The 5,834-nt window shown below is 59.3% G+C and carries 5 protein-coding genes; 1 reads left to right on the forward strand and 4 read right to left on the reverse strand.

Features of this window, described 5'->3' with window-relative positions; translation table 11 throughout:
- Positions 1-27: 27 nt before the first annotated feature.
- The gene (locus C5B96_RS16650; RefSeq protein WP_104246486.1) at positions 28-696 is read right to left on the reverse strand and encodes a bifunctional 2-polyprenyl-6-hydroxyphenol methylase/3-demethylubiquinol 3-O-methyltransferase UbiG; all 669 of its coding nucleotides are present in this window, start codon (positions 694-696) and stop codon (positions 28-30) included.
- 382 nt (positions 697-1,078) lie between these two features.
- Positions 1,079-2,191 carry a Fic family protein gene (locus tag C5B96_RS16655; protein ID WP_104246487.1) on the reverse strand — a complete coding sequence of 371 codons (1,113 nt, stop codon included), beginning with the start codon at positions 2,189-2,191 and terminating at the stop codon, positions 1,079-1,081.
- 415 nt (positions 2,192-2,606) lie between these two features.
- On the opposite strand from C5B96_RS16655, the gene C5B96_RS16660 reads away from it, so the two are divergent.
- Positions 2,607-3,458, forward strand: coding sequence for a DNA adenine methylase (locus C5B96_RS16660; protein WP_158507228.1), 852 nt, complete (start codon positions 2,607-2,609; stop codon positions 3,456-3,458).
- On the opposite strand, the gene C5B96_RS17245 is transcribed toward C5B96_RS16660, so the two are convergent.
- Positions 3,455-4,537: a hypothetical protein gene (locus C5B96_RS17245; RefSeq protein ID WP_146078236.1), complete on the reverse strand. Its 1,083-nt coding sequence runs from the start codon at positions 4,535-4,537 to the stop codon at positions 3,455-3,457. The two genes, C5B96_RS16660 and C5B96_RS17245, sit on opposite strands and share 4 nt — an antisense overlap.
- A complete protein-coding gene (locus C5B96_RS16665; protein ID WP_104246489.1) occupies positions 4,527-5,588 on the reverse strand; it encodes a hypothetical protein in 1,062 nt (353 codons plus the stop codon). The genes C5B96_RS17245 and C5B96_RS16665 overlap by 11 nt, the downstream gene beginning before the upstream one ends.
- Between the last annotated feature and the right edge of the window lie 246 nt (positions 5,589-5,834).

Genomic DNA, 5,834 nt, shown 5'->3' on the forward strand with positions numbered 1-5,834 from the left:
GTCAGCGGGCGGGCAAAACGGGCGGGGTCAGGCCGGGCGGCGGCGGGCGCGCAGAACGACGTCGCGGGTGTGGTGCGCGCCCGCGCCGGAGGCGACGCTGCGGGGCCGCGTCTCGTCGACCTCGACCAGCCAGTCGGGGCCGAGCAGTGCGGCGACGTCGGCCGGCGTGACGTAGTCCGACGGGTCGTACCCGTGGGCGTGGGCCTCCTCGGCGGTCGGCGCGGGGTGGTGCACCACGAGCAGCGTGCCGCCGGGCGCGACCGCGTCGATCAGCGCATGTTCCGCCTCGCGGCCCTCGGTCGTCAGCAGCGCGGGATACTGCGCCGTGACGAGGTCGAACGAGGCATCCAGAGCCGCTTCGACCAGCCCCGAATGCAGCCAGGCCACCTCGAGCCCCCGCGCGCGGGCCTCGGCCGCGGCCCGATCGAGTGCGACCTGCGAGACGTCGAGCGCCGTCACCTGCCACCCGCGTTCGGCGAGCCACAGAGCATCCGCACCCTCGCCGGAGCCCACATCGAGCACACGGCCCGCCGGCAGCGACGCGACCTCGGCGACCAGCGCCCCGTTCGGTTCGCCGCTCCAGAGCTGGCCGCGGTCGGCGTAGCGCTCATCCCACACCGCCTGCACTGACTCGGGGTCACGAGGCGTGTGGATGTCGCGGGCGCCGCCCGGCGAACGGTCTTCGTGTTGGTGCATGCTGCCAGCTTGCCGGGTCGACGGGTGCGGGCGCCAGTCGCCGCCCGGGGTTCGAGTCGCTTTGCCGCTGTCGGCGCCGTCTGATACTTTGGGCCCTATTGATCGGCCCGGACCCCGCCGAATCGGTTCAGCGTCGTGCGCGAACCGTCGGACGATGTGGGGCCGGTCGATGCGGGAACAGCCCGCCTCCTCCGCCTCTGCGTGCTCTGCCGCCACCGCCGACGCTCCTCATGCGTCGGCACCACATCCCCGAGGGTGCCGGCAGGTCCGACAGCCCACCTCGGCAGTTCCCGTCGGACCGCGGCGGCCCGGTCCCCCACCGGGCCGCCGCACCTCCCGCGTGCGCGCGGCCGACATCCCTGCCTGCGCACCGCCTCGCGGTTCAGATTGTTGCCGGCACAGTCAGGTTCTCCGATTCGGGCCCCACCAGGAGATCGACAAGGCCGGTATTGATGAATATCCGTTCGCGGCCCGCCCGCATGTCTCGAAGCGCTCCCCGTTCCACGAGACCGTTCAACCAGTTTGTGGCCGTCGGGCGTGAGACCCAGCATCGCTGAACCACGTTGGCGATACGGCAGTACGGCTGCTCGAAGAGCACAGCAAGGAGGTCCGCATTGGCGCCCGATGTCACGATCCGGATCGTCGCAAGCATGTCCTCCTGCTGGGCCTGGATCCGGTCGATCTTGGCGATCGTACTCAGGGCCGTCGCCCGGATGCCTTCGAGCATGAAGAGAATCCATCCCTCCCAGTTCCCCTCTCGGGCCACCTCGAGCAGAAGCCGGTAGTACTCAGCCTTTCTCTTGATGATGAAGCGCGACAGATACAGAATCGGCTCACTGATCAGCCCGGCATCCATCAGCATGAGTACGTTGACGATGCGGCCCGTGCGGCCATTACCGTCTTCGAAGGGATGGATGGCTTCGAATTGATAGTGCGCCACTGCCATGCTGACCAGTGGATCCATCTCGGTCGATGCGTGGACGAACCGTTCCCAGTTGCCGAGTTTGTCCCGGATGATCGCCTCACCCGTCGGCGGCGTGTAGATGGCAGCGCGGGTCGTCGGATTACCGGTGTAGGTGCCTGGGAGCCTGCGGAGTTCCATTCGACGGTTCTTGACGATCGAACACACCTCAATCGCCGTATTGGCAGAGAGAGGGCGCGCCCTGATCAGGTCAATGCCCGCAAAGAGAGCCGTGCGGTAGCTCAGCGTCTCCTTTGTTGCCGGGTTGCTGGTTCCCGACTCGTCGGCGGCAAACCTGAACAGTTCGTCGGCGGTGGTGACGATGTTCTCGATTTCTGAGCTCGCCTGCGCTTCGAGGAGGGGCAGCGAGTTGATGAGAACCATGGGGTTCGTCATCCGGCGAGCCGCCTGCTCCATCGCTGCCAGAGCCGATCGCGCCCCGATGACCGCTCTCAGCACCGTCTTCGACTCGACGTCCCCGCGTGGCGGAAGATCGGGAAGGCTGTTGTATGGGGCATCCGGCGTCCACGTCATGTGTAAAGAGTTATGACACGTTGCGGCGATGTGTAAAAAAAGCGGCCGAATTTTTACAGATCAGCGAGGCTGGGAGAGCCGAAACCAGGAAAACCCCCGCCGAGGCGAGGGTTTTCGGGTGGTGCGCCCGGAGGGATTCGAACCCCCGGCCTTCTGATCCGTAGTTCTAGGCGCAGCGTTCGCCCGCGTCTCTGGACGTGTCTTCATATGAAAATGATAGTCCTGACGTATCCAGGCATGCCTGCGGATGCCGGAGCGATGGCTATCCCTCTGGCTATTCGGGCCGTGACAAAAACGCGCGCATGGCCGGAGTCAATCGACGGTTTGCGGCGCGTGGAATTCGATGTTTTCGACCAAACCCGTAGGATTCTTAGTATCGAGTGGCACCGCCACGAAGTCTTCTTGGGAGTGTGCCGTGGTCCTTATCCAGCCCAAGCGCACTCTGGGCTACAGCCCTCTGCGCTACCCAGGCGGAAAAAGCTCCCTCACAGACTTCCTCCTAAAGGTTCTTGACCACAACTTCGAGAAACCTGCCAAGTACGTAGAGCCATTCGCGGGCGGCGCGGGAGCAGCAATAGCTCTGCTACTCCAAGGGCGAGTTTCGAGCATCGTCGTGAACGATCTCGATCCGGCCATCTGGTCGCTATGGCACTCGATTGTCAACGACGGAGAACGGTTTCGTACGCTCGTCAGAGAAACAGAGGTAACCCTCGATGAGTGGCGGACACAGCGCGAAATCTATGCTTCAAAAGATGTTACAGACCCGCTGACGCTGGGCTTTTCCGCCTTCTTTCTTAATCGGACAAGCCGTTCGGGCGTGATGAACGCCGGAGTGATCGGCGGACAAGCCCAATCTGGGACGTACCGAATCGATGCGAGATACAACAAGCCATCACTGCTACATATGATGCTGAAAATCGCGGAGCGAAAAGATTCAATCGAGGTCCGCAATGCAGACGGGCTGGAAATAATTACAGAGTTCGCGGACACTCCCGAGACACTGATTTATGCCGACCCGCCCTATTTTGATAAGGGCAGCTACCTGTATATGAACTCCTTTACAGCCGCGCAGCATGAGGCCTTGGCCTCGGCGCTAAATGAGCGCGCCGCTAGTAAATGGATCTTGACTTATGACAACGTGCCTGTGATTAGAGATCTCTACTCGGCGCGCCAACAACAGGTGTTCTCGCTTTATTATTCGGCTCATAATCCCGGCATTATGAACGAACTAATGGTGTTCTCAGACGGACTCGCGACCGACTTCTAGGCCGCCAGCTTTTCGGCATCAATACGCCACCGAAAGAGTGCTACGAGTTTCTCCTTCACTACGTCTTGGACCATAGCTCCCGACTTGAGACGGCTATAGCTTTGCGCCGCTAGATCAGTCATCCGCAGCCGATCAATGACCAGACCAAATATTCGTTCGTCACGGATCGCTTCCGAACGAGCCAGTGCGTCAAATGACTGGCTTTTCTTGGGCTTGCACTCGTCATGAAGCGGGAATGGAATAAACATCGACTGCAGAAAGTCACGTGACGGTGTCACGGAGAACCATTCGGTGAAGTACGGGTCTATGTATGAACGTAGAGGCTTTGTCCTCCAGTTCTTACCGGAAGCTACCTGCCCATAGAGGACGATTGAACCCGGGCTGCGCCCGACGAAGGGCTTCCACACAACCAGATCGACGGTTCCGTCTTTCGCCCACGCTGAGTTCCAGGCTGGAGCTTTCGTATGCAACTCTCCGAGATCCATCTGACTCGATAGCTCGGTAAGAGCATCTCGGAGCGAAACGGTCTTATCTGGCCGAGGCCACCCCATCCAATAGGCTTTCCCGCCGAGAATCTCCGGGGCCACGAGAAAAGCGAGAAGCTGGAAATGCTCCGCCATAGCCTTGTACGACTTCGATAAATTGTGCAGCGAGAGATAGTCGAATTTGATGGCTGAGACCAGAAGACAGGCTACATAGGTATATTGCGCGAAGCGCCTCTGCCCGCTTTTAGCCGGGCTATACAGAAGCTTCCACGAAGTTCCGCGCCCGCTGATGTGAAATGGATAGTTCTCGCCTAAGACGGCAATTCTGTACTCAAGCTCGCTCAGGGCACGATCAGCCAGATTCTCAAGGCGCTCATCCAGAATGTACCGAGACCCGGCACCGTCGATCTCATCCTCTTCATCGTCGCCCAGATCTTCGTCTTCCGCATCAAACGCTGGCTCATCGAGAGAAGCCGTTGCACGGATGAATTGCTCTCTGGTCTGCGAGTGATTCGTTGCCGAAAGAGCCGAAAGCTCAATCCAATCAGCCAGCCTGCTGCGACTATCGGTCGCAGAATAGGCATTAATCGTCATTGGCATCCTCGGCGATTCCAGCCTTGACAGTTGAACTCAGCACCCTCGCGGACCGGCTAATGCTTTCGGTTACTCCCACGAGTGCAGGATCGCCGTCGTAGCTTCCGCTCAACCTCAGCGCTTCTTCAACATCCTGAACAAGCTTGTAAACCAATGCTGAGAACTTGGTGGTCTTGTCCTCGGCTATGTCGTATGCCCGATCCAGGTTCCGAGTCGCCTCCAGCGTGGCCAGAGCGGACTTGTTTCCGAGAACCTGAACAAGATGACCAAGATCAGGATTCTGACTTTGAATGACTGCTGGTTCATCTTTTTGGCCGTAAAGCCATGACGTGAACCGCCCGAGTTCAGCCAAACTTGCCCTCGGTACTGGGTCTTTACCTAGCAGGCCTTCTGAAACGTCGGGAAGCCCAAGGTATTCGCGAGTGGCGGGACGAGATATTGCGGTGTATAGATGTGAGAACGCGAAAGTCCGCCTAGAAATTGCCTCTCGATCAAAACCATTCGCCTCGGCTTGTTGCAGCACCTTCCAGCCATTTACCAAACGACTGATGGTGTTGTGATTGTCACCCAGGCGTTGGCTGACCGTGTTGATTTCTCCGTCGTCATCCAACCACTGGGCCGCATACTTGGCTTTGGCAAGAGAGTCCCACTTGAACGCACCGTTGATGTGCTTGAAGCCGATAAAGTCTCTAGCCTCGCGGGGATGATCGACAAAGCGTATTCTCACCTCGTCTGGCTTCGCATTAGCGTGAAGCGGTTCAGGGATTGCAACACCGAGAGACTTTGCCAGATCCGGATCAGCGATCAACCTTAGCGCCGCCAGCCGTCGGTTGCCCTCTAGGACAACGTTCTCGCCACGCAACACAATGAGCGGTTCGTAGTCGTACCATCCGGACGTAGCAATCGACTGTACAAGTTCTGATACGTCCGCATGATCTGCGAGATACTGGACGGCCTCAGATTGGTCCAAGAATTCTGCATCCGGCATTCGTGGATTTTTTAGATCGAGATTCAACTCGCCTGGATCAATGGCTACGTCTTCGTTCAACATTTCCTCGCTTCGTTGACAGACATTCCTCGGAGCTTACCGAGTTAGACGACTATTGAAGTGCATACAGTGCAGCCCCGATGCGCCCTCCCCTTGGCAATCAAGCTACAGAGCCGAGGCACCTAGCTGTACCTGGCCGTGACGTTGGTCACATGCGGTTGATGGGTGTGGTTCCGATGCCGGTGTGGTTGCGTTCAGTGTTGTAGTAGTTCAGCCAAGGGGCAAGTGCGTCGGCTCGTTCGGTGTTGC

The organism is Subtercola sp. Z020 (assembly GCF_002931235.1).
GTDB lineage: Bacteria > Actinomycetota > Actinomycetes > Actinomycetales > Microbacteriaceae > Subtercola.